At 38.9% G+C, this 24,729-nt stretch carries 20 protein-coding genes; 12 read left to right on the forward strand and 8 right to left on the reverse strand.

The window, feature by feature from the left end:
• The 7 genes from ACFO6W_RS08960 to ACFO6W_RS08990 all read left to right on the forward strand — a co-directional run bounded on the left by ACFO6W_RS08960 (nucleotide 1) and on the right by ACFO6W_RS08990 (nucleotide 9,044).
• The gene (locus ACFO6W_RS08960; RefSeq protein WP_379995485.1) at nucleotides 1–2,847 is read left to right on the forward strand and encodes a contractile injection system tape measure protein; all 2,847 of its coding nucleotides are present in this window, start codon (nucleotides 1–3) and stop codon (nucleotides 2,845–2,847) included.
• A 41-nt stretch (nucleotides 2,848–2,888) separates the two neighbouring features.
• Nucleotides 2,889–4,232: an eCIS core domain-containing protein gene (locus ACFO6W_RS08965; RefSeq protein ID WP_379995487.1), complete on the forward strand. Its 1,344-nt coding sequence runs from the start codon at nucleotides 2,889–2,891 to the stop codon at nucleotides 4,230–4,232.
• A 113-nt stretch (nucleotides 4,233–4,345) separates the two neighbouring features.
• Nucleotides 4,346–5,644 carry an ATP-binding protein gene (locus ACFO6W_RS08970; RefSeq protein ID WP_379995489.1) on the forward strand — a complete coding sequence of 433 codons (1,299 nt, stop codon included), beginning with the start codon at nucleotides 4,346–4,348 and terminating at the stop codon, nucleotides 5,642–5,644.
• A 61-nt stretch (nucleotides 5,645–5,705) separates the two neighbouring features.
• Nucleotides 5,706–6,947 carry a hypothetical protein gene (locus ACFO6W_RS08975; protein WP_379995491.1) on the forward strand — a complete coding sequence of 414 codons (1,242 nt, stop codon included), beginning with the start codon at nucleotides 5,706–5,708 and terminating at the stop codon, nucleotides 6,945–6,947.
• A gap of 283 nt (nucleotides 6,948–7,230) precedes the next feature.
• Nucleotides 7,231–7,404, forward strand: coding sequence for a DUF3008 family protein (locus tag ACFO6W_RS08980; protein ID WP_379995493.1), 174 nt, complete (start codon nucleotides 7,231–7,233; stop codon nucleotides 7,402–7,404).
• A gap of 34 nt (nucleotides 7,405–7,438) precedes the next feature.
• Nucleotides 7,439–7,696, forward strand: coding sequence for a GlsB/YeaQ/YmgE family stress response membrane protein (locus tag ACFO6W_RS08985; RefSeq protein ID WP_379995495.1), 258 nt, complete (start codon nucleotides 7,439–7,441; stop codon nucleotides 7,694–7,696).
• A 133-nt stretch (nucleotides 7,697–7,829) separates the two neighbouring features.
• Nucleotides 7,830–9,044 (forward strand): NAD(P)/FAD-dependent oxidoreductase, encoded by a 1,215-nt coding sequence (locus ACFO6W_RS08990; RefSeq protein ID WP_379995497.1) that lies wholly within the window; start codon nucleotides 7,830–7,832, stop codon nucleotides 9,042–9,044.
• A gap of 141 nt (nucleotides 9,045–9,185) precedes the next feature.
• Here ACFO6W_RS08990 and ACFO6W_RS08995 read toward each other — a convergent pair whose 3' ends face one another.
• Complete coding sequence (locus tag ACFO6W_RS08995; RefSeq protein ID WP_379995499.1) at nucleotides 9,186–9,809, reverse strand: RNA polymerase sigma factor; 624 nt, start codon at nucleotides 9,807–9,809, stop codon at nucleotides 9,186–9,188.
• A gap of 268 nt (nucleotides 9,810–10,077) precedes the next feature.
• Here ACFO6W_RS08995 and ACFO6W_RS09000 point away from each other — a divergent pair, with 268 nt between their 5' ends.
• From ACFO6W_RS09000 to ACFO6W_RS09020, 5 genes are all read left to right on the forward strand, one after another.
• Nucleotides 10,078–11,121 carry a FecR family protein gene (locus tag ACFO6W_RS09000; RefSeq protein WP_379995501.1) on the forward strand — a complete coding sequence of 348 codons (1,044 nt, stop codon included), beginning with the start codon at nucleotides 10,078–10,080 and terminating at the stop codon, nucleotides 11,119–11,121.
• 168 nt (nucleotides 11,122–11,289) lie between these two features.
• Entirely contained in the window at nucleotides 11,290–14,475 is a 3,186-nt protein-coding gene (locus ACFO6W_RS09005) for a TonB-dependent receptor (RefSeq protein ID WP_379995503.1), read from the forward strand.
• 449 nt (nucleotides 14,476–14,924) lie between these two features.
• Nucleotides 14,925–16,226, forward strand: a complete 1,302-nt coding sequence (locus ACFO6W_RS09010) for a hypothetical protein (RefSeq protein WP_379995505.1) — start codon at nucleotides 14,925–14,927, stop codon at nucleotides 16,224–16,226.
• A 106-nt stretch (nucleotides 16,227–16,332) separates the two neighbouring features.
• Nucleotides 16,333–17,370: a hypothetical protein gene (locus ACFO6W_RS09015; protein ID WP_379995507.1), complete on the forward strand. Its 1,038-nt coding sequence runs from the start codon at nucleotides 16,333–16,335 to the stop codon at nucleotides 17,368–17,370.
• Between the two features lie 348 nt (nucleotides 17,371–17,718).
• Nucleotides 17,719–18,945, forward strand: coding sequence for a clostripain-related cysteine peptidase (locus ACFO6W_RS09020; RefSeq protein ID WP_379995509.1), 1,227 nt, complete (start codon nucleotides 17,719–17,721; stop codon nucleotides 18,943–18,945).
• Between the two features lie 99 nt (nucleotides 18,946–19,044).
• Here ACFO6W_RS09020 and ACFO6W_RS09025 read toward each other — a convergent pair whose 3' ends face one another.
• From ACFO6W_RS09025 to ACFO6W_RS09055, 7 genes are all read right to left on the reverse strand, one after another.
• The gene (locus ACFO6W_RS09025) at nucleotides 19,045–20,079 is read right to left on the reverse strand and encodes a glycosyltransferase family 2 protein (protein WP_379995511.1); all 1,035 of its coding nucleotides are present in this window, start codon (nucleotides 20,077–20,079) and stop codon (nucleotides 19,045–19,047) included.
• Nucleotides 20,076–21,131, reverse strand: a complete 1,056-nt coding sequence (locus tag ACFO6W_RS09030) for a glycosyltransferase family 4 protein (RefSeq protein WP_379995513.1) — start codon at nucleotides 21,129–21,131, stop codon at nucleotides 20,076–20,078. Before ACFO6W_RS09030 ends, ACFO6W_RS09025 begins: the two co-directional genes overlap by 4 nt.
• Before the next feature lie 3 nt (nucleotides 21,132–21,134).
• Nucleotides 21,135–21,734, reverse strand: coding sequence for a glycosyltransferase (locus ACFO6W_RS09035; protein ID WP_379995515.1), 600 nt, complete (start codon nucleotides 21,732–21,734; stop codon nucleotides 21,135–21,137).
• Between the two features lie 66 nt (nucleotides 21,735–21,800).
• On the reverse strand, nucleotides 21,801–22,316 hold the full coding sequence (locus ACFO6W_RS09040; RefSeq protein ID WP_379995517.1) for a glycosyltransferase family protein: 516 nt from the start codon (nucleotides 22,314–22,316) through the stop codon (nucleotides 21,801–21,803).
• 31 nt (nucleotides 22,317–22,347) lie between these two features.
• Entirely contained in the window at nucleotides 22,348–23,373 is a 1,026-nt protein-coding gene (locus ACFO6W_RS09045; RefSeq protein ID WP_379995519.1) for an acyltransferase, read from the reverse strand.
• Nucleotides 23,370–23,837, reverse strand: coding sequence for a S24/S26 family peptidase (locus tag ACFO6W_RS09050; RefSeq protein WP_379995521.1), 468 nt, complete (start codon nucleotides 23,835–23,837; stop codon nucleotides 23,370–23,372). The genes ACFO6W_RS09045 and ACFO6W_RS09050 overlap by 4 nt, the downstream gene beginning before the upstream one ends.
• Nucleotides 23,834–24,709: a hypothetical protein gene (locus tag ACFO6W_RS09055; RefSeq protein WP_379995523.1), complete on the reverse strand. Its 876-nt coding sequence runs from the start codon at nucleotides 24,707–24,709 to the stop codon at nucleotides 23,834–23,836. The genes ACFO6W_RS09050 and ACFO6W_RS09055 overlap by 4 nt, the downstream gene beginning before the upstream one ends.
• Nucleotides 24,710–24,729: the final 20 nt, after the last annotated feature.

Genomic DNA, 24,729 nt, shown 5'->3' on the forward strand with positions numbered 1-24,729 from the left:
ATGAACACCATTGGCACAATAGCATTTGATTTCCGAATGGAGAATGAAGCATTCGCCCGTTCTCTATATGCCGGATGGGATACATTTTTTGCTGTTAATTTTGAGAAAATTGCCGATAGGCTGTTAGTAAAATATGATGTAAAAGATACTGTAGTTCATATAAATAAACTCAACATAGATTTGGGGAGTATAGAGGAGGATAAGTTCGAAGAATATTTTCCACGTATTCTGGAAGAAAGGATGGAAGAAGCTTTGATTCAGATGCTGTGTGATCCCCGCCAGACGGAAGTGTCATCTCAGGCGGAAAAAGACTATCTTTTCGATATATTATGCAAGTTTCTTCTTCATGGTTCATTAGCATGGAATATAGAAAATAAATACAGAGATATAAATCATTTGTTCCTTACTGTTTTGCAAAATGAGGGTAAGCGATTGAAAGCCTTTTTGCAGACCTATGGACATTATACGAGTCTGCAGGAACGTTTGGTCTATCAGTTGAATGATCCGGGACTGGAACAAGGCGTAAGGTTATTAGCTCCCGGTGAGAGTGTATTTATATGTTCTTATATAAACCTGCTTAAAGTTAAATACCGTGTATTGGAAAATCCCGTTCTGCATGAATCGGGTCATAGAAATGCCGTATGGCTGGTCGTTTATGCTTATCTGCTGACAAACCGCAGTTCTTATTTCAATAAGAAAAGTTTTATAATATCTACTATCGTGCAGTTAGCTGCCCGCTTTATCCTGTCATACGACTATCTTCTTACGGTTATCGTATCCGGGCTGGATACATCGGAGACAAAACAATCGATGCCATCCGGATTATTCCTGATTCTGGATCAGTTGAGGAAAGAGCTTTCGGAAAAGAATCTGGAAAAATTGCTAGCGGATACAGTCAGGTTATACCGATTGGTATCATCGGAGTTATACAATAACGGGGAGAATGTTTTAAGTGAAGATACCCTGAATATATTGTTGGTAACATTAGTCAATCCGGAGAGTTGCCGGCGGTTTTTACAACAGATGAAAGAAGATCAGATTCTTGGTCTGGTTCCGGTAGTCGTACCCGGTAACAGCAGATTTGTTATATCATATGCGCAATCTTTGGACAGACAACATGAGCATGGGGCATTGCAAGGCAGAGCCGGGAGTGAATTCCGCTTGTTGAAATGGCAGATAATTTTCCCTGTATTACTCGAAAACAGAGGAGTGTTATTTAACCGGAAATATTTTGTCAGGGATGTATTAAGCCGTGTCGCAGCTCATTATAATGTTGAAATATCAGATATATTGAAATATATATGTTCATATATCGGTGAGTTGGCTTTCGATAGTACTCTTAATACGATCTTTCAGGATTTATTGACAGAATATCTGACAGGGAAAAATGGGAATGAAATATTCTCTTCCAAAGGATCGGTTATCCGGTCGATAAGCGATATTATAAAGAACAGGGAACTGGCCAATGTTATGGATGTGACAGATCTTATATCTCAATTATCGGATTTCAATAACCGCCGGAAAATAGCGGAAATGCTTACCGAAGAACAGCATCATTATCTTGTCTCTCTTATTATCCCTGCCGAAAGCCATTTCGTTATACCATATACCGTTATATTAGACAAGCAGCGGAATAACAATGTATTGGAAGGCAGAGCGGGCAGTGGGTTCAGTAAGATAAAATGGGAATTTATCTATGATGTGTTACTTGCTTTCCGTAATCAGGTTTTCAATAAGAAATATTTTGTAGACAGGACATTAAATAAGATTGCCGCGCATTATAATGTTACTGTGCAAGATCTGCTTAACTATTTTTATCAGGAAAAAATATTGGAAAATATTTCACTCCCGTATGATCTGGTCAGGGTCTTTAACGAATTGAAGATTGATTATAAGCTGAATATCCCGGACAATCATAAGAAAAGAATAAAAAACAGGAAGGATGCCGAATTTCTTGAAAGCAGGAAGGTCTTGGAACTATACTTTGGTAGTGACATTACATATAAAGAACTGCTGAACGAATTAGCCGGGCAATATGATTTTGTTATATTCATCCGCAGGGCTTTGCATACCATACAGGCTTTGCTGCATTATCTGGAATCGGAACTGAATATTTCTGTAGATAGGAAAGGTGTAATCAGATATCTGATAGACATATCAGAAAGGAAAGTATCCTTGAACTTAGAAGAGATTGTTGTTAATATTATCCATCTTTTAATCGGAAAATTAGCTGAAATCGAACAAGCCCGGTTTATACGAAAAATAGAAAGTCTGGCATCTACGGATAATCTACTGACAGGACAATCAGAACTTACTAATTATAAAAACGACATAATGGAAAAGAATGACTTAATTGATGTTAACAATGCCGGTGTGGTCATACTGGCTCCTTACTTACCTCGCCTTTTCTCGATGCTGTCATTAACAGAGGAGGGTGATTTTAGGAATGAAGATGCCCGGTTAAAGGCTGTGTTCCTCCTGCACTATGCTGTTTGGGAAAAAGGAGAGGCTAGTGAGTTGGAACTTCCGGTGAATAAACTATTTGCAGGCATGGGAATCAGCAATCCGGTACTTCAAAAGATGGAATTAAGCACTTGGGAAAAAGAATCTGTTACATCCATGCTGAACGGGGTATTACAAAATTGGGGGAAATTGAAAAACTCATCTTTGATGACTCTGCGTGAAGCCTTTTTAAGAAGGAATGGCAGACTTGAAGAAAAAGAAGATTCATATTGTCTTACCGTGGAGGAAAAAGCATACGATATGCTTATAGACGGCATACCGTGGAATTTCAGAATGATAAGAATGCCCTGGATGAAGAAACCCGTTATAGTAAAATGGAGATAGGCAATGAATTGAGAGAATGATAATATTAAAATCCGATTGATATGAAAACATATTCCAGACAACCCGAAACAAAATCAGATACCGCGCAGCCGAAAGCTTCACGGCAGGCTCCGGCGCATGACATCCTGCAAGCTTATAAAGACAAGATAGCGCAACGGCAGGAGATAGATGAAGACGAACTTTTGCAAGGAAAGTTTGAAATTGCTCAACGTAAAGAGATAGACGAGGATGAGTTGCTACAAGGAAAGTTTGAGACTGCTCAGCCCTCAACTGAAAATCTGACAGGTATGCCCGACAATCTGAAAAGCGGTATCGAATCCCTTTCGGGTTATAGTATGGACGATGTGCGGGTGCATTACAATTCCTCCAAGCCCGCGCAACTGCAAGCACTTGCTTATGCACAGGGTGCGGATATACATATTGCACCGGGACAGGAACAGCATTTACCCCATGAGGCTTGGCATGTGGTGCAGCAAAAGCAGGGACGGGTTCAGCCGACAACACAGTTGCAGGGAGTGAATGTAAATGATAATGAGGGACTGGAGAAGGAGGCGGATGTGATGGGGGGAAAAGCAGTATTTAATGAGAATGTTAAAAGTAATAGAAATCTTAAAACATCGGATATTATTAATATGAATAATATTCAAAGGAAAATCATAGCTAGAGTTAGAACAGTACAGTCGGACTCTCATAGGATTATAGATGAAGTAAGGTTAGAAGGTCGAGCTCCAACAGATGTTCCCGGGTCAACTCAAGGTGATCATACTGTTGCGGAGACCTTAATAAATGAATCGGTTAAACAAGAAGTGATAGGTATGCCAAGAAAGATAGCTTTAAATAATCTAATTGTTCTATCTCAATTGACTCTATCTGATATAGATTACTCCTATATTTCAGAAAAATATGGACAGTATTGGGAGGGATTTGATACAATGGATGGTGAAGATAAAAATAAATTATTAGAAGAATTTATTCAGGAATATATTGAAAGAGCCAATAAAAGACCTGGAACAGCATATTTAAGAAGTCAAGAAATGACTATTGGAGGAGGAGGAGAAAGACAGTCGATCGGATTTATTCGAAGTATCGCAGATAGAATAAAAGCACATGAAGCTATTAGTGAGCATGAACTTTATGAAGTTGGAGCTAACCTCGTTTATTTGGTTGATTTTAAATTTACTATTGATAATGAAGAACGCTATCTGAATTTAGTTATTCGAGCTATTAGGCATGCCTGTTTATCAGTATTATATGGATTACCTTTATCTGAAATTAAATATGTCATTGAAATATTCTTGGCAGGTCTGGGTCAAAGAGATAGTATTCCTATTAAAAATATGATTCCATATTACAATTTAATAATTAATGATTTAAAACTAGACTGAATATTCTGACTCTTTTGATATGAGTTTAAATGTATAATGGACTATAAATTAAATAAATGATAAGATTTAAGCTTATTCTAAAATTGCCAATAATTACAAATTAAAAAAAGAACATGCATCCTTATTATCAAAATCTCCTCCACACCTCCCTATCCTACTTCTTAGGACAGGAGAGCGACTACGCCCATATCCGGGATATACCATTCCCCGAAAGCGATTGGTTATCTTCCCTTATGGACGGGCAGGAGATGACATTCGATGAACAGGCGGTCTTACTACTCGCATTGATGCCGCATATCAGTCCGCAAACGCTCGATCCGCTTTTCTTACAGAATAAGAAATTAGACAGGCCATATACCGAGTTTGGCGGATGGAGAGGTACATCGCATCAGGGATTCCTGCCCACAGGCGAAACGGCCGCTTTTATATTGTCAGTGGATAATCCCGATAAGCGGCAGGATGTTATCAGACTGTTCGAAAGAGACCATTGGTTTCATACCAGGAATATCCTTCATATCGAAGGACAGGGCAGGGGAGAACCATTTCTGAGCGGACGGCTGTTAGTCTCCGACGAATTTCTGGCAAGAGTCCTGCATGATAATAAATATCGCCCCGATTACAGTTCCGGCTTTCCGGCCAAACGGGTTATTACAGCTTTGGAATGGGATGATTTGGTGCTGCCATACAATCTGCGACAGGATTTGGATGATATATCGTTTTGGCTGCAAAACGAACAGGCCATCCGTTCGCGGTGGCAGCTCGATAAAATAATCAAGCAGGGTTACCGGTGCCTGTTTTATGGCCCGCCGGGTACAGGGAAAACGCTGACAGCCTCATTATTAGGCAAGCAGCATGACATGGATGTCTACCGTATCGATTTATCGATGGTCGTATCCAAATATATAGGCGAAACGGAAAAGAACCTTGCCAATATATTCGACAGGGCGGAACATCAGAACTGGATACTCTTTTTCGATGAAGCCGACGCGCTTTTCGGCAAGCGGACCGATACCAATACTTCGAACGACCGTCATGCTAATCAGGAGGTTGCTTACCTGTTGCAGCGGGTCGAGGATTTTCCGGGAATGGTAATACTTGCTACTAACCTGAAGGAGAATATAGATGAAGCTTTTTTCCGGCGATTCCAGTCCATATTGTATTTTCCTATGCCTGACGAGAACCTGCGGTATCGGATCTGGAAACAAATGATGCCGGAGGAATGGCTTGGCAATGAGGAATTGTTGCATGTAGCTGCCGAATATAAGTTGTCGGGAGGTAGCATCGTGAATGTGATACAAAATTGTGCCATAAAGTTATACAGAATGTCTCCGCCACTTTTGACTGATGAAATTCTGAAACTGGCCATTGCTAAGGAAGAGTCGAAAGACGGTAAGATGATTAATAATAAGTGAAACTTTCAACCGGGATCAAATGTGCAGGAATATTATACTTTTCTCAATAACGTTCTTCTTTGTGGTACAAGTACATTTATCGGGACAGGATTCCTCATATGTAGCCTATGAAGACAATCTTTATAAGTTGGAAGTTATTATCCAGCACGATACAGTTATCGTTCAGGATACTATGTTCATTTCGCACTTAAACGATATTACACGTATTTTCGGTATGTCTTTCGATGAATATTCGAAACGTTTACTCGGAACGGTTGGGCAGAAAGATTCGGCCGGCAGGTTGTCACAAGAAAGAATATATCTCAATTATCTTCTCCCGATGTACTATCCGAGTTATATAAAGCACAGGTATATAGCCCGCAATTATTCTGTTGAGGTGATAGATAATTATTTGAAAATGGATATAAATAATTTATCGAAACCTTTATTTTCTTTACAGGACTCATTGGAAATGGATGTAATGCTGATGTGCAGGGGAGACGTGAATACCGATAATTTTCTCCGGTCGCCGTATTATCGTTCTTCATGTCTTGAACAATTATTTTTATCCATAGATAAAACAAGATTGACCAATATAAAAGGAGTAAATCTTTATTTTCCCGATTTCTCATTTAAAGAGAAAAGGGCAATGGCCCAATTTGTAAAATCGGCGAGCCTTATTATCGATAGTTGCAATGTAAAATCTATCCGCGACTTAAAATTATATGTGACATTCGATAGAGACAACGGTAAAGATAATTATGCTTATATACTGGGACTTACTCAAATGGTAGATAGTGCGTTGCTTGTAAACACCAAGTCTGTTTACTGGCCGGGAGATTCGGTATTAGCAGTAAGTAAGGTCGATGCAGAAAAAGCATCTTGGTGGTCCAAAGTTGAAAACCAGTTTTATTTAGCGCGGTTTACCCTCAAACCGTTTCCCCAAATAGACAAAAACGAGGGGGTATCGCCGGAGAATCTTCGTACGCTTATAAATGCCGATTATCCGTATAATGATTGGGAAAATTATTTTTTTGCACTCATCGGTATTCTCTTACTGGTCATTACTGTTTTCTTCTTTTACAGATTCAATCCATATTTTTCTTATTTTCTGAATAATAATATAACATATTTTTTTTCATTAGTAATTATGCTGATTTTAGAGATCTATCTGCTATTTGTATGTATGGTTGAGGCCATGTCAAATGAAAATGTATTTACTTTTGGCGGTGAAGATAAGAACACATTCCTCTTGTTGCCTTTGTTATTCATTTTCATAGTGCCGATGCTGAATATTTTAAGTAAGAGACGAGAGAAGCCATAGGGTAATTGTATGATTTTTTGTTACAAATTGCACAAACTAAAAAGAAAACTATTCTATGTATTAACTGAAAATTTATTAACGATCTAAAGGGGGCAATTCCAGCAAAAATAAAATTACTGAGATTGAAAAGAACGGTACTAATTTATATTTCTACCCTAATAATCAAAGGCGAAATCAGCAATGGCGGAAATTTAAAAAAATAGAATTGATACTATCACTAAGAACAATAAGTTTTTTCCGACTGTTCTTAATACATAGAATGTTTAATTTAAAAGAATATTTTATGCCTGCAAAAAGTGAAAAGCAAAGACGATTAATGGGGGCTGCCCTTGCCTATAAAAGGGGAGAAACCAAGAATGTAAGTGATGAAGTGAAAAAAGTCGCAGATAGTATGACCGAAAAGGAACTGGAAGACTTTGCTTCTAAACCGAAAGCGAATAAGAAAGGAAAGAAGTAACAGAATGTATGTCTAATTTAAAAATTGAAATATTATGGAAGGATTAGGAATTCTTTGGACTATCATTATTGGTATCGCTGCCGGAGCAATAGCCGGATGGATAATGAAAGGTCGCGGTTTTGGTTTAATAGTAAACCTTATAGTCGGATTAGCCGGTAGTTTCTTAGGCGGATGGCTGTATACTTTACTTGGAATAACTACCGGTGGTATCCTCGGGGTACTTTTAATGTCTGTAATAGGGGCGGTGGTTTTACTTTGGATAATATCACTGTTTAAAAAAACAGGATCATAGTTTGTGGCTTTTTTTAATGGACTTTCTGTCTTATAAGGCTCTTGACAGTGAGGAAACTCATTCTGTTGAGAAAAAATGATAAGGCTAAATATAAATAATCCCATAGAATAACATTATATCAAAATATATATTTATGGACTTATATTCGGGCTTACCGTATTGGATAGCCAAAAATCCACTTTACAACTATTTTAATCCTTTAGTATCGGACTTTAATATAGATGTTATAATTATAGGCGCCGGGATTACCGGCGCTTTAGTTGCTCATGAATTATGCAGTGCGGGAATTAAATGCGCCATAGTGGATAAGCGAAGTATTACCACCGGCAGTTCCACCGCCAGCACGGCCCTGCTGCAGTATGAAATAGATACGCCCTTGTGTGATATGGTGGAAATGATCGATGAAGATTTAGCTGTACTGGCTTACCAATCCTGCCTTCAATCGATAACGGATATAGAAAATGTTTTTAAAGGTATTGGATTTGATCCGGATTTTGAAAGGGTACCCAGCGTCTTTTTCGCGAGTGACAAGAAGGGGGTAAAACTTATAGAAAAAGAATATGAAATAAGGAAAAGATACAAACTGCCTGTAACCTTTTTAAACAAAAAAGCATTGACTGATAAATATGGCTTTCAGGCATCCTGTGCACTTGAGAACAATGAGTCGGCACAAATCGATGCTTATAAGGCGGCTACCCATTTGATTGATTTTCATATTCATAGAAGTGGCTTAAAAGTTTTTACAAACACTGAAGTTACCAAATTTAGGGAAAAATCTGTCGGTTATGAACTACAGACGATCAATGGATATAAGATAAATTCTATGTATGTGATCATTGCAGCCGGATTTGAAGCAGGCAAGTTCCTTCCAAAGCCGGTAATGAAACTTACATCTACTTATGCATTGGTTTCGGAGCCTGTGGATGAGAAATATATATGGCATAAAAAGAGCCTGATATGGGAAACCCGGGAACCATATATTTACATACGTACTGATAACAAGAACCGTATTATTATAGGAGGGGAAGACGAAGATTTCAAAGATCCGGTAAAAAGAGACAGTTTGTTAAGAAAGAAAGTGTCTATCCTGGAAAAGAAATTCAACAAATTGTTTCCTGAGATTCCTTTCAAAACAGATATGGCCTGGTGCGGTACATTTAGTTCTACCTATGATGGCTTACCGTATATAGGTACATGGCCCGGAGCGGACAGAATGGTCTATGCGTTGGGCTATGGCGGGAACGGAATTACATTTAGTATGATAGCCGCGCAACTGATAAAAAATAAATTGAATGGTATTAAGGACGAAAGAGCGGATGTTTTCGGTTTCGGTAGAAAACGTAAATAAAAATAAATTACACAAAAAAGCTGGTTTATAGATGAAAAATACTAAAAAGAGCAATCCTTTTCCGGATAGGTTAGTGAAGAAGATATTGTATAAAACTTTGATGAAAAGATCCCGGCGATCATAAGTATATAAGTTTTTCGTTTATTGACCGGATGAAGCTCCATTAAGAAGATTTGAGTCTTTATTCTCTCTCTTTTTCTGATCTGCTATTTTGTATAAATTCTTGATATTCATTTTTATAAATGAGATTCCTCCTCTAGATTTATAATTAACAGTTCTTTCATCAATCTTTAAGTGCCGTGAAATTTCTTTCACAGATAATTCTTCCTGCCAGATAAGAGTTATTACTTTCCGGTCAATCTCCGGCAGCATTTTTATTATATTATTTATTATTGCATTTATTTCTTTGAAATCAAATTCCTCTTCAATATGTGTATAGGGTAGGGTAGTGCCTATTTCCTCTATATCCTTTCGGTTGTCTCCACCTATGATTTTCAGATAAGAAGACTTCAAATAGTCGAGCATCCTGTATGTATAGTGGTGTAAAAGAAAATTACGGGCGGAACCCTTGTTGTCAGTCTTTATCAAAGATGGTTCAGACCACACGCTAATCCAGAAATTCTGCGTGATCTCATTCGTCAGGTTAATATCCCCCGTGCGGTTATATGCCCATTTATAGAGTAACTGTTCGTACCTATCGTAAAATGTATTAAAGGCAGACTCATCTTTGAGAAAAATGGCCTCTAATAATTCTTTATCAGACATGATTACAATAATTTGGTATATTTTCCGGGAGTAAATATATTTTTTATATGTTACAACAATATTAATATATTGAAAATTATAAAAAATAATCTTTTCAATAAAAAATAATCAATTGTAATATTCTGTAATTTAGTTGTTTATATTATTGTTTCGAAACAGAAACAATCACTTAACAATTTCGTTGCCCGATCTGTCAATGCTCAACTCGTTTATTTTAATAGAGGGACAGTAATATCAAAGGGATGGACCTCACAAAATAACGTAAGAGATGAATAAGGCAAATAACAGGAAGAAACAATTGCACCTGGAGTATTTGAGAACATTACTCCGGACAGAACGTATATTTGAGCATTTTACCAAAGGAAAACTGGATCGAACAAATGAGAAATTGGTCGAAGACTGGAATCCGGAAGATACAACGGAATATTACAGCGGAAACGAAGATTTGTTAACAGTCGGTCGTAAGCAGGTAAAGGATAACATATTTACTGCGCTTGGTATTCATAATCCGGATAAAACGATTAAAAAAACAGAACAATTGATATTCCTGCGTAAATATGTTGCAATTGCTGCTATTTTAGTTGTGGCTCTCCTTTCAGGGATATATGCCCGTTATCAGTTATCAGATCAAAAGAATAATATTTTAGCCGGGATGAACCCTAAGAGCCTGCTTTGTCAGACAGATGGCTACGAAATAAAACAAATAACATTAGCCGACGGAACAATATTACATGCTAACCGTAACAGCAGAATATTATTTATTGAAAGGGAATACAATCTCAGCAAACGGGAAATATGGATTGAGGACGGAGAAGCCTTCTTTGAGGTCGCTAAGAACCCTGAAAAACCCTTTATTATACATTCCGGAGATATACAAACCACTGTTAAAGGCACATCTTTTAATGTAAAGGCATATAAGGGAATCAGGAAAAATGAGGTTTCGGTACGTTCCGGCAAGGTCGAAGTTATCTGCGGTGATAAAAAAATAGGAACATTGATTGCCAATCAACAAATTACCTATGATACACAGACCGGAGAATTCAATGAAAGCTCCGGTAATTGGCAGGATGCAGCTGCCTGGATGCAAAATCGGTTGGTACTGAAGCAGGCAAATGTAGATGAACTGAGACTGAGGCTGAAACAGATTTATGGTGTCGATATGGTTATCACAGGAGGAATCCTGGATCAAAACCATTTCAATGCATCTTATCCAAGAGATGCACAGATCGGGAATGTTTTGCAGAACATTTCTGAAGTATACGATGTGAAATATAAGTTCGAAAACCCACAAAGAGTTATCATTTACAAATAGTGCACACAATAGGGATATAACAGTTGATAGTCCCCTTTTGATTATTGGAATTTTTGATGAACAGAGTTTTTCTAAAAAGAAGAACGGCCATTTTTTTGTCCTGTTTTTATAAAAGAATGAATGAATCTAAATATAGCTAAGTAACAAAAAAAGAAGAGAAAATAACAAATGAAAGAGTATCTAACAGTAAAAGTTTTCCGGTACATATTACTACTGGTCGTAGCAATGGGGTTACCAGTATGGCTGAACGCCCAGAATAATAAGATCCGGTTACCGGAAGAATCATTAAAAGCCCGTATAGAGAGAATTGCAGCGAATAGTGGTAAAAATATTATTTATGATGACAAATCATTCAGCAATATTCAGGTTCCGGCAATAGACGGAGACAGCAAGGACATTAATTCACTATTGACAAAAAGCCTGGCTTCAACCGGATTTATATTCAAAAATATGCCGGATAATTCGATTGTTATAAAAAAGCGACAGGATGCAGCAACTGAGACTGCGATACCCAAGGCTAGGGGAAGCCTGCAAGGTACAGTCCTCGATGAAAGAGGCGCACCCGTTATCGGAGCCACTGTCGGTGTTCCGGGAACAACTATCGGCACGGCTACAGATGCTGACGGTAAGTATAAATTATCGAATATACCTTCCGGGATTACGGATATCCGGATCAGCTTTATGTCTTTTGAAACATTAGTGGTAAAAGACGTGAGGATAACAGCAAATAAAGCAACTCCTTTGGATGTGGTACTCAAGGAAGCTACAACCCAACTGGGGGAGGTTGTGGTAACGGCAACATACAATGAAGCATCAGCAACAGGACTGTATGCCAGACAAAAGAACATGGTAGCCATGAGCGATGGGGTCAGTGCCGATATGATTAAAAAGACCAGCGACAATAATGTGGCTCAGGTGCTCAAACGTGTATCAGGAGTTACCATCGACAACGGAAAGTATGTGACTGTACGTGGTATGAGTGAGCGTTACAATAATGTGCAGCTCAATGGGGCTTCATTACCCAGTACCGAGCCTAACCGCCGCAACTTTGCTTTTGACGTAATCCCTTCAGGTTTGGTGGATAATGTGACTATCAGTAAAACTTTCAGTCCGGATATGCCGGGAGAATTTACCGGAGGATTGGTAGAAGTAAATACTTTGGCCGTTCCGGATGAGAAATTCCTGAACATTGGTATCGGAACAGGGATGAATACGATCAGTACCGGAAAAGATTTTTACAGCAATAAACGTTTCGGAGCCGACTGGTTCTTAGGGGAAATCGATAAGCGGAAATGGTATTCCGGTAAAGATGAAGCGGCTACCGCACAGAATATCATCAATGCAGGACAGAAAAACACATATGGTTTGAGTAAATATACAGCGCAGCCACTTCAGAACTATAGCCTGACGGCGGGGCTTCCTATAGACCTGGGAAAAAGCTCTTTGGGCGTTGTGGCTGCTCTGACTTATCGTCACGAAGAAAATACGGAAGAGATCCTTGAAGCGCACATGATTACCCGCGACAGCATTTTTAAGCCATCGGGTAAAGGTTCATACCGCTATAAAGCAACCACAAGCATAGGGGCTGTGCTGAATACCGGCTGGCGAATATCGGGACACAGTATTACCTGGCGCAACCTGTTCAATAACCGGTTTAATCATACCAACCAGCAACGGTTTATCCATAAATATTATGAAAATTACAAGCTTGTAGAACAATACAGCGTACCCTTGGTAAGTAGCCTGTGGCAAACTCAGTTAGACGGTAAACACGATCTCTTCGGAGGAAAGTTGATTGCCTCATGGAATGCTTCCTATAATGATATCACCCGGACAAACCCCGACGACCGCATGGCTCAGGGCGCTATTGTCGGGGAATCAACTGAGGGAGCCAGTTTTGCCGATTGGAACTGGGCTACCGGTTATGGAAATAGCTTTAATGTGGGGAGTGGGCACATTATGTACAGCAGGTTGCATGAGACTAAAAAGAATATCGGAGCCAATCTGGAATATCCTTTTACTATAGATGGCAACCGCCAGAGTATCAAAGCCGGATACCTGGGTGCATTCCGCAGGGCCAATTTTGAGCAACAATACCTGAAAGCGATGATAGAAGACAATGCTCCCAGGGGACCGATAGGACTACCTATAGATGAGTATTATGCTCCGGAGCGCTTCGGCGGCAATCCTTTAGTATATGAGCTTTCCGGTATGCAAGCGACAAGAGCAGATTATTATACAGGGAGCCAGGATATCCATGCCGGCTATCTGATGGGTGATCTCAGTTTCTTTAAAAAATTACGGTTGATCGGAGGTGTACGCATGGAGAAAACAGATATGACCGTAACTACCGAGATATTAGAAAAAATAGTAGGAGCGACCCCAAAAGACAGTATCGTAATTATCAAAAAAACAGACTGGCTGCCGGCTGCGACCCTTATATACAGCATAACACCTGAACTGAATGCCCGCGCCTCATACAGTAAAACCCTTGCCCGTCCGGATTTCAGGGAATTGTCCCAGTCAAAGTATTATAACGTGGATGACCGCGTATGGGTAATTAACGGTTCCGGCCTCGAACAAAGCCGCATTCATAACTACGATGTCCGGGTAGAATGGTATCCGCATCCGGGTGAAGTATTATCCGTCAGCTATTTCCGGAAGAAATTTATCAAGCCGGTGGAAATGGTTATGCGTATGCTAAGCGATGCGCAGAACTTTGAAATGTATAGTATGAACCTCGATAACTCTACAGCCAAAGGTTTTGAGCTCAACTGGCGCAAAGAATTAGGATTTATTTCCCCGTTGCTGCATGACCTCTATTTCACGGGAAACTATACATGGATGGAAGCCAATGTAAAGTACAATCAGGAGAAACTATTAAATCCGAATATAAAAGATTCTAACCCGGACTTCGACCGTGACCGTCCCTTACAGGGATTAAGTCCCTATACCCTCAATCTGGGAATTGCTTACGAGGGAAGTATAATCGGTGCTGCCGTCAACTATAACCGCAACGGGCGTAAACTGGTGTATGCGGGGGAAGAGACAAAATACGACCAATATGAAAATTCACGGGATGTATTAGACCTGCAACTTTCAGCGCGTTTGATGAAAGACCAGCGTCTGGAATTAAAGTTCAATATATCCGACATCTTCAATCAGGATTTTATTGTGTACCGTAACACACGGGTAGTAGATTATACCGCAGAGAATCCCAATCCGGATACCGGAACCGGCGGTACTTTCTATCTCGATCTGACAGGTGATATGGATTACAATAAAGGCGACTATATAATGAGCCGGATAAAGAAAGGTATAAATCTGTCAATAAGCGCTAGTTATAAATTTTAGAGAATAATGATCACCGGGTGAGGCGTCGCCGGTGTAAGAACAGATGAGTACTTATCGTGTGTGCAGGGAGAATAGATCAACCGTTTTGACGTTTGCCGAAACCTGGAATATACAATGGAAAAAATAAGAGGCTTTTACCTTTAAGAAGGAAAAGACCAATGCATAAAAAAGCATGTTCATCGTTTTCCGCAAAGCAACAAAACAACGGTTTCTACAAGGTGGTTTTATGGTTTTTATACCCGGAATCCGGATGCTATCTCCCTATCAGCAAAAACCGAAGGTTTATCTTGTTTTCCTGTTACATTCTGTTCGTGAGCAGAGAGTAAAAGCAAGATATCCCCGGAATCCGGGGCATTTACCATCCTGCAGAATGGGAATGATGCCTCATAAGAATCAAGGGGAATATTAAATGTAAAAGGGGAGTCTAAAACAATTTAAAAAGTGAAAAAATGAAAAAGCTTATTTTTTTATTCGTTGTAACAATTGTATCCGCTTTATTTACAGGATGCTCTAATGACTTAACAGACGAAGGCCCTGCAAATGTGGCAACGAAAGCGACGGTAACCATCCCTCACAACACAATCATCACTTCAGATGTTACGTGGAGCAATACAAATGAGTATATCCTGAACGGAAAAGTCTATGTAAAGGCACCTGCCACACTGACTATTCAGGCAGGAACTACAGTGAAAGGTGTATATAATGCCGATCCGGAACTGGCCTCTGCCTTAATCGTAACACGCGGAGCAAAGATCAGCGCTATTGGCACTTTTACTAATCCGGTAATCCTGACTGCTCAAAATGGACTGGAAGGCGGTTGGGGAGGACTTGTCCTTCTTGGAAAAGCTCCTCTTAACAGAGTCGATCAGGTGATCGAGGGCATTAATCCTTCCGTTGTGCCTTCAGGCGTTGACGTATATTACGGAGGAGGCGGAGCCGGGCTTGGTGATGCTGAGGATAGTTCAGGAACATTACGCTATGTGCGTGTGGAGTATGCCGGGGCTAAAATCTCAGAAGCGAATGAATTAAATGCCTTTACTTTCGGAGGAGTAGGTCGTGGAACAACATTAGACCATTTACAAGCTTACCGCGGAGCTGATGATGCATTTGAATTTTTCGGAGGGACTGTAGATGCTAAATATCTGGTTTCTACCGCGACGGACGATGATGCTTTTGACTTCGATTTCGGTTACCAGGGACGTATCCAGTTTGCCGTTTCAACGATTGATCCTTCATTGAGCTATTCCAGCGATCCTAATGGTATCGAGTGTGATAATGACGGAACCGGATCAACTGCAGAACCTTTTACACACCCTACATTAAGCAATTTTACAATCACGGGTACACAATCCGGTTCGGCACTCAACGCTTTAAAGTCTGCAGCTAACTTCCGTAGAAATGCACAGTTTACTTTAGTAAACAGTGTACTTTATGGATTTCCTTCAGGTGTGCTAAAAGAAACAGTCAACCCGTCCACATTATTGAATAATGTGGTTTCTTCTACAGTTGCTAATCAGGAATTCAACACGTTTACTCCTGATGTAAGCAATCTTGCCAGAGCCTGGAATAATCTGATTCTTTCTAGTCCATTTGGCGCATACAGATCAACTGCTTTGCAACCTACCGGTGGCGCAGCAATAGATGGAAGTTACTATTCACATACAGATGCCTGGTTCACCAATACACAATATAAAGGTGCTTTAGTTAGTATCGGTGCTAATTGGTTAACACAAGGACTCTGGGTGAGATAACGGATAATGAAAAGATCAAGTTCTGATTAAATAAACAAATAAACAGGAGTACATACCGATGGGTACCTATCGGTTATGTACCCTGTTTGAAAATAAATATAAACAAATGGGACAAAAAATATGGATGGGTATTATCTGCCTCGTCCTTCTTTCAATAACGAGTTGTAGTACAGATGAAGAATTAAATGATGCGGTTGATGGATTTTATACATTAAATGCAGACTTTGTATCTCCTTCCAATATCAGAAGCAATTACGCTATATTGTTTAATAATGATACAATAAAGAATACATACTATGTAGGCAGGGCCAATCCCTCCGGAATATTGACAGTCTTTGAAAAAGGAAACAAAGAGCCGGTTTATACGGAAGAGCTGAAGCTGACAAGCAATATGAATGTTCAATTCATCAAACTTGGAGACAAAATAGATACCTATTCCGATGATAAATACACGAAATTCAGCCTGGATATAAAATGGGCTACAAATGAAGACCGGGACAAATATAAAGCAACATTTAATGGTTCTGAATTAAATACAGAGCAGGGGAATATCAATTATGTATTGACAGAAGCGTTAACGGGCTCATTGCAACTGAAAAAGATAGATGACGGAAATTTAGTACTCGACAGGGAAATAACTGTGGAACCAAACGGAACGTTTACATTCTTACAGTTGTCATCCACTGAATTTTTAGCTATGCCTCCGGGAGATGAAGAAGACCCTGAGTCAAATAATTATAAAAAGATAAGGGTATACTACACCATAACAGACGACGACTTAAGGGAAGAATCTTATACAATCAAATTCTATACCTTCGATTCATGGTTATACGATAAAGAACAGGTGGTAGATATTGGCTATGAATTTGAAATTAAAGCAGGGGAATTATCTCCTTATATTTTAGTGTACGGACGTACTTTTGAAAACGAAAATGGTGATGGCGGGCCGGCTTTCCTTACATACGATCTGATTGCAAAAGACGGGACTGTAGTAAGGGAACATGATCCAAACCAAACAGGAATAACCTTTAATGATACGGATTGGGGCGGAGGAGATTTTTACAAATATTTAAATAAGTTCGAGACTTACAATATAAATTTTGTTGGAACTGGAACTTTAGTCTTAGAAGAGAAATGGGAATAATTATTTTTATTCTGTCATTAATGGTGATTAATAGTATTTTAGAGCAAGCGAAGCTGAATCTTTCAGGAAAAGTTTATCTATATAGGTAAGCTGGTAGCCTTTAGCTGTTAGCTGATGACTGCTAACTGTTCACTGATTTTGTGTTACTTCTGTTACTTTTTAACTACGTATGGTTAATATATGTAAAAATAACAGTATAAAAACAGTAAATAAAGTGTCAGATGTGTCAGGTTTTAACGTTATATAGTTAATTAATGTAAAATTAATTAATAGTTATAACTATTGATTTTGTGCACTACCCAGATAGAATTAATGGCTTTGTAATACATTGTATAATATCTGTATATTATGAAAGGTAAGAGTCTTTTACATATTTGGTTTCAAAAACGGGGAAGTTATCTTGTCATATCCCTTTTTGCATTATTGTTTATGACAGGATGCTCTTCTGACGATGATGATACTGTTCCTGTTGCGATTTCATACACGACATTGATTTATATGGCGGCAGATAATTCATTGGACAGTGATGTGGATTATACTATCGCGAAGATAAAAGAAGGAGCTAAGAAAAGTGCAGGAACAGCAGTGATATATGTGGACAGGAAAGACGCTTCCCCACGGCTTTTCAAAGTCAATCGGGACGGGACCGAAACCGCCCTGAAAAGCTATGAAGAAGAAAATTCCGCGGATGCTGAAACATTGGTACGTGTCATTCAGGAAACAAAGCAATTGGTGCCTTCCGAAACATTCGGGCTGGTAATCTGGTCGCATTCTATGGGCTGGTACCCTGCCACTTATATCGAAGAAGAGAGTAATGAAAATATCAGGTTGAAATATGTAGCCATCGATGAAAATCCCGATATACCGGAAAGCTCCATTTCTTTTATGGAAGTGGATGACATGGCAAAAGCATTGCCGGACAAAGTAGCCGAATATATCTGGTTCGATGTCTGCCTGATGGGGACAGTGGAGGGCTTGTATGAGTTTCGCAGTAAGGCGGATTACCTTGTGGCTTCACCGACAGAGGTATTGTTTGCAGCAGATTACGATGCCTCGGGTGTTCCTTATGCTAAGGTTCTGCCATTACTGTTTGGGGGTAAGAACGAATTGACGGATGCCTGTAAAATCTATTACAGGCATTATAACGAAATGAAATATGAAATTCTTCGTTCGGCAAGCATTACGTTGATAGATGCCAAAGAGTTGGATGGGTTATACGTGGAATCAGAGAAAATTCTTTCGGGGAAAGTATCGGATATTGAAAGTATCACAACCGATGGTATCCAAACATACCATACTAAAAATATCCCGCAGATATTTTTTGATTTCGCAAACTTTATCAAAGTAAACAGTACAACAGAACAATACAGTTCATTTGAAAAACAGCTTACCCGGGTTGTCCTTTATAAAGCGGCCACCGCTACTTTTATGGTCAGTGCGGATAATAAGTTTAGCATCGATCCGGCAAAATTTAGCGGATTGAGTGTATATATCCCTCTGCTGAAATGGAAAGGGACGAATGATTACCGGTATTATTTCTCACGGATGGAATGGAGTGAAGTATATGGGAAATGATAAAAATTAATGATGCCGGTCTATCGTTTATTCTTGGCATTGTTTGTAAAGGACAAACTGTATATTATACAGAATAATGATGATTGTGGATCTCCTTATTCAGATAAATCTACAATATTTCATAATAAGTAATAGGAGATAAAGAATGCTGGCTTTACCGGTTTTAACTGCCTGGAAAAAGAAATACCAATGGGGAGGAAAATATTTGAGCGGCAGGTTTTGTACTGCAATACGATAATGATCTTGCATTATTATATGTTTTATTGCAGCTATCTTGCCTAGCGGGTTCCGTGATGATCTGCATTCATTTATACCCTGGCCGATCATACCTAATGCGGTACGGTTATCAAGAGCTTTATGGAAATCAGCCGGAAGATTATTCGCGGTGATAATATCTGATATTATTGTGTAAAGATTTATCCACCGTTCATTCAAATCTTTATTGTATCCGCCGGTAAATGAATCCCGGCTTTTCCGGTAATGATAAAAAGGCTGATTAATATATAAAGCCCTCTTTATAAGAGTAAAAACTTCTATGTTGAACAAGGCATCTTCGGCAGTACCGATAACTTTGGTGTCGGTAAATCTAAATTCAGATATGGCGTTTTTGGTATAGAGTTTACCCCATGCAGTACCCCATGAATGAAGCAACGCCGGATTTCTCAATTCTTGTCCTACCGGACCCACTATCCGGCGATGTAATGATTGTATATTGCCTTCGTCGAATAACTTATTTTCATTCATTAAAAAACGGGGAGATGATCTTTCATTTTCAAATTCGCGGATATATGACCAGAAAACGACATCCGGGTTATACTCTTCAGCCAAGTCCATTACTTTCTCGCATGTGGTGATATCTATCCAGTCATCTGAATCTACAAACATAATCCATTCGCCTTGAGCCTCTTCAATACCTCTGTTACGAGCCGAAGATATCCCGCTGTTTTCCTGTGTAAGTAATTTGAAACGGCTATCACTGCATGAATAACCGGCTAAGATAGAATCGCTTTTATCTTGCGAACCGTCATCGACACATATTACTTCTATGTCTGTATATGTCTGCCTCAGCAGGCTGTCGAGACATGTACGCAGGTGGTTTTCCGCATTGTAAACAGGTACAATTATACTTATCATAGACTTTTAAAAAGCTTATCCCATTGTCTGGTTATTACATGAACATCGTAACGTTGTACATTGCGACGGGCATGTTCGCCCATGCTTTTACGTAACTGTTCATCTTCAATCAGTATGGAAAGCTTTTCTGCAAACTGTTCAATATTCCCATTCTCTACTATGAAACCATCCTCTCCATTTGTGATAATATCCCGAGGGCCGCAAGGGCAGTCGAAAGCTACGCATGGTATTCCACACGACATGGCTTCAATAAGTACCATGCCGAATCCTTCAAAACGGGAGGGTAAAGCATAAATGGATGATGACAAGTATTCATTTTCTATATCTTTCACGGGGTTCTTTATGTTTATAGATGTTATTTCGATGCCTTCCAGCGATTTGCAATCATCGGAAACCAAACCGTATATATCGATCTTCCAGCCGGGATGGCTATGCTCAATTAACTTCCACGCTTCTCTTAAACGGTCATAACCTTTTTGTCTGGTAATCTTTCCTACGGAAATAATGCGCTTGCAGTCCAATTTAGATACAATATCAGGATAAAAAGGAAGAGGGTTGGGTATTATTTCTATATTTTTAGATTTCCACTGTTTTTTATTATCACAAGTGAGCACTATAAACCTATCAAAGAGGCGGCTCCCTATATCCATTAATAAAAAAGCTATTTTTTGCTTGAAAGAAGGTTTCCGGAGCTGTGTGACCATTTCTTTCGAAACATGTCTTTCGTAAATAATCCTGGCACTGCTCCTGATCCATAAGGGAATAAAAAAACCTTTTAGACCGTCGTCACAAACGGAAATAATATCAGGATCAAATTCTTTGACGGCATAATATATTCCCGAAAAATACATGGTCTTGCTTTTTGTTGTATCTATAGAGCAAAAAGCTATTTTGTCACTAAATTTATAGAATGGTTCTTTCCCTTTTTCGTTAAGTGATAGTATACAAATCTCGTAACCTAAATTATCCGCAAGGTATGTGGCCTTTACCGAAAGTACACGTTCAAGCCCTCCTGCACCTGTAATGCCATTTGTTATGTATAACAATTTCATAATTTACGGTATCAATTTATATACAAGCTCCACTTCTTTAGAGTTCCCATAATCTCGGGCTGACATATTTTCCCTGAATTTATCCTGTAAGGATTTGTCCTCAATAAGGGTTTTGATTCCGGATACTGCATCTTCGATGTTCATAGGAACAATAAGCCCGTCGAATCCATTTTTCAACTGGCTTTCGGAAGTATTAAAGGCAGTTATTACAACCGGCTTTCCTATTATTTGAGCTTCCCTTACGGTAACGGCTTTACCCTCATATCGGGATGGCTGAATATAAATGTTGCAAGCGGCTATATAAGGATAAGGATTCGTCCTCTTACCCAATATAATAAAATGTTCTTGCATATTATATTCTTTTATCGCATCCAGAATAGGCTTTTCATCTCCATACCCTATGGCATACCACTTAACAGGTACTCCTTTGTCCACCAATCCGGCACAAATACGCACAGCGAGATCGAATGCCTTTGGGTAGCAGAAACGCCCGACAGTCAGGAGCTTAATTTGCCCATCCAGTTTGGGTTTTTCCAATAAAGCCTGTTCGCGGACAAAATTTACAGAAAGAATATTTTCAATAACAATAATTTTATATGCCAAAGAAGGGAATTTTGATACGAAGGCTATTTTTACATCTTCCGAAACAGCCGCTATATGATCGTACTCCTACCATATTTGCAATTCTTCTTTTACATCTATCGTTACATTCGAGTAATCAGTGTGGATCCATGCTACCTTGCGTTTTGCTTTTATTTTGTCCTTTACTATATTATGCGGGGCAATAAAACTTATTGCCAGATCATAATTTGTATCGTTTATCGAAGGTAAATAAGGCGTTGTGGCCGATGCTACATACTGATATATGGAGAAGTTTTCATCTTTATTATCCTTCCTGTTAAAGCGCCAGGCCTGAAATTTCGCAATCAGTCTTTGCAAAGCTATCATCCGGTAACCTTCGCCGATAATCTGTATAATAGGCCGCGTTAAGGCTGTATAGGCCGGAATCTCGGGTAGAAGGTTAACCTTAGAGGGTATAAATTGCATTAACTCACCCGAATGCCGATAAATAAACAGATCCACTTCGTACCGGGAATAGTCTATGCTATCCAACAGCCCCAATAAGGAACGCTCGACCCCACCTATTTCCATATATTGGATGGAAATGAACAAGTGCTTTTTCATTATCTGTTCAGGTATTACCGTTTACATTAACCTATCCCACAATGTATTTGCTATAAGGCAAAAGTTTTATTAATTTTATTATGCCATACGAAATACCCAAGGATAATATTAATGAAAGAGATGATGTGATTATGGCGTGGTAATCCGTTACCCCGATATATCCGAGTAGATTCCGGACAATATTTCTGTTAACTAAAATATGTATCAGATATATTCCGTACGAGCAAGTAGCTATTTCGGTTATAATTCTGATGATTATTTTATTATCGAACCTGATGTCTTTAAAAAGCATAAAAACAGCATATACCATTAATGCAGTGGGTAATGATAGATTCTCTATGAAAAAACCGGCTGTAAGTATCCGCGTTTTGTAGCCAATAACAGCAACGATAAACAATGAAAACAGGATAACAAGTGGAATGACAATATTATGTTTTACAGTTCGCCCGGATGTGTGGTTGCGTAAGAGACTGCCTAATATCATAAAGCCAAGAAACCCTCCGAAACTATTGAGTATGAAATAATAACTTCCATTTACCGGCACCAATTTATTATCCAATAATATGCTCACTGAAGCTAAGGCAAGCGTTATAATCCATAAAAAGAGGAACAAACGCATTTCATTTCGTGTACTATTTAGCAGCCACTTCGAAATAATAGGAGCAAAAATATATAGTCCGGAAATTACATAGAAAAACCAATAAACACTTAAAACCGGTTTAAAAGGAATACATATTAAAGAGATACAAGTTTCGTCGAGCGAAACGAAATTTCTAAAATACCTGTAGATAACAATGGTACAAGACCAGAAGAGCAATGGCGGAAACACCCGCATAAATCTTTTTTTTAGGAACTCTTTAGCCGGTCTGCACACCGGTAATAATAAAGCTCCTGAAACGGCCAGAAAAAGTTCAGAGCTTGGAGAACAAATAAATGAGATAAAGGCATGGGTATAGCTTGTATCCGAGGTGTTTAAGGGAAGTGTACTATGTGTAAGTACGACAAATATACAAGCCACAGACCTTAATGTATCCAAATATTGCTCCCTTTTTTTCATAGTGTTATATAATGGATTATACCAAATCGCTTCAATTTAATAATACACATTAAATAATATTGGTATAAAGATCGCCGCAATCTGTCTTTAATGCGAGGGCTAAACTTTTTATAATCTATAATTTTGCCGGCTGGCGTAATGATGAATTCGACGATCGCAACTACGTCTTTTTCCTCAACATATTCTCTCACAGACGGAAGATTATCTCCCTGAAATATCAGATGATCTTCACTTATAGATATCAGCCGGTGCAGTATATATTTTCCCCTGTATCCAAAAAGCGCTATAGTCCCAATCCGTATCTGTTGTTGCCGGTATGGTATCAGTACAACTTTATGTTTCCCATTCACTAATGTAGGGTGCATACTTGTACCTTTGATCTTCAGTTCTACAGAATTTCCCGAATTGAGGATATCTTTGATATTACTAAAAAATAGATTATTAGGTATCTCTTTAGCATTCATCCCAACTGGTATATCATCGCGGAAGCAATTTCAGCAGCTTGTCTGTCGGGGCGACATTCAAGGCTATATATAGGTGTGGTTTTAACGATTTTGTCTATTATCTGGATCACTTTTTCCGAGAATGATTCATCATAAGCTAAAAAAGGAGGAAAAGACGGGTGTACAGCACCTATAGCCGTTAAGTTATCTCTATGGCTAATTTTGTTCTCGGAACATTGGGTAAGCCTGACTATTGCCTTTAGGGGAAGCATGGCTTGCCGGTAACAATGGACTTTGCCACTCCACGGGGAGCCGCAAACAAATATATTGTTATCTTTAACACACAATAATGGAGAATCGTCATTCAGCAAATAACAATTCTCAATATGCTGTAGCCATAATCTTGTATGTGTACTTTTGCCTGTTCCCGATTCTCCGAGGAATAGGACAGCTTTTGATTTTTTTACTATTGATGATGCATGCACCGGGATTACTTTCTTTTTTATTGCAGATACAGTAAACGCCACCCAAATGATATATTTGAGATACATGTCGCATGTGCAGGAAGATATAAAAACATCATCGCTTCGTGTATCGTGGAGAATGCCGGCTATTTTTCTACCGTCCCGGTGATACATTTCGTAAAGATATCCCTCTTTGCTTATTGAAAAAGAATGCTGTATATCCAATATCTTAAAACGATGTATAAAATTTATATTCTGTCGGTAAACATTATCCATATTCCTGTCAGTATAGATGTGTATATCTATGGTTAATGTCTCTTTATTCTCAATTTCAAATATTTTAAATCCGGGCAACCTTATTATTTTTTGCAGGGTATCTTCCCCACTCAGTTTTACATTCAATCCTGCGATGGAATATATTTTATTCATTCTAATTATACTATTCAGGG

Source organism: Dysgonomonas termitidis, from assembly GCF_042654545.1.
Classification (GTDB): Bacteria; Bacteroidota; Bacteroidia; order Bacteroidales; family Dysgonomonadaceae; genus Dysgonomonas; species Dysgonomonas termitidis.